The 273-nt window shown below is 48.4% G+C and carries 1 protein-coding gene; it reads right to left on the reverse strand.

Annotated features, from left to right (window positions below; all coding sequences use genetic code 11):
* On the reverse strand, window positions 1–230 hold a 230-nt coding region (locus I5349_RS13740; RefSeq protein ID WP_226391351.1), incomplete at its 3' end, for an ATP-binding protein.
* Between the last annotated feature and the right edge of the window lie 43 nt (window positions 231–273).

The raw sequence follows: 273 nt of genomic DNA on the forward strand, positions 1-273 counted from the left end.
TGAAGATGACTCTCACGGTCACCATGGTGTTCACGGTGATAGTCAGCCTTGATGGACAGCTGTAGTTCACTGTCCTGGTCACCATGGTGGTCAATACGATAGTCAGGTTTGAAGGAATGCTGTAGTTCACTGTCAGGGTCAGAATGGTGGTCGCCGTGATAATCAGCTTTGATGAACTGCTGCAATAAATTAACATGGTCATCATGGTGGTCCCTGAGATAGTAAGCCATGACAAACGACTGAAGCAGACGGTCATGGTCACCATGGTGGTCC

It is taken from the genome of Penaeicola halotolerans (assembly GCF_016464625.1).
GTDB classification, from domain to species: Bacteria; Bacteroidota; Bacteroidia; order Cytophagales; family Cyclobacteriaceae; genus Penaeicola; species Penaeicola halotolerans.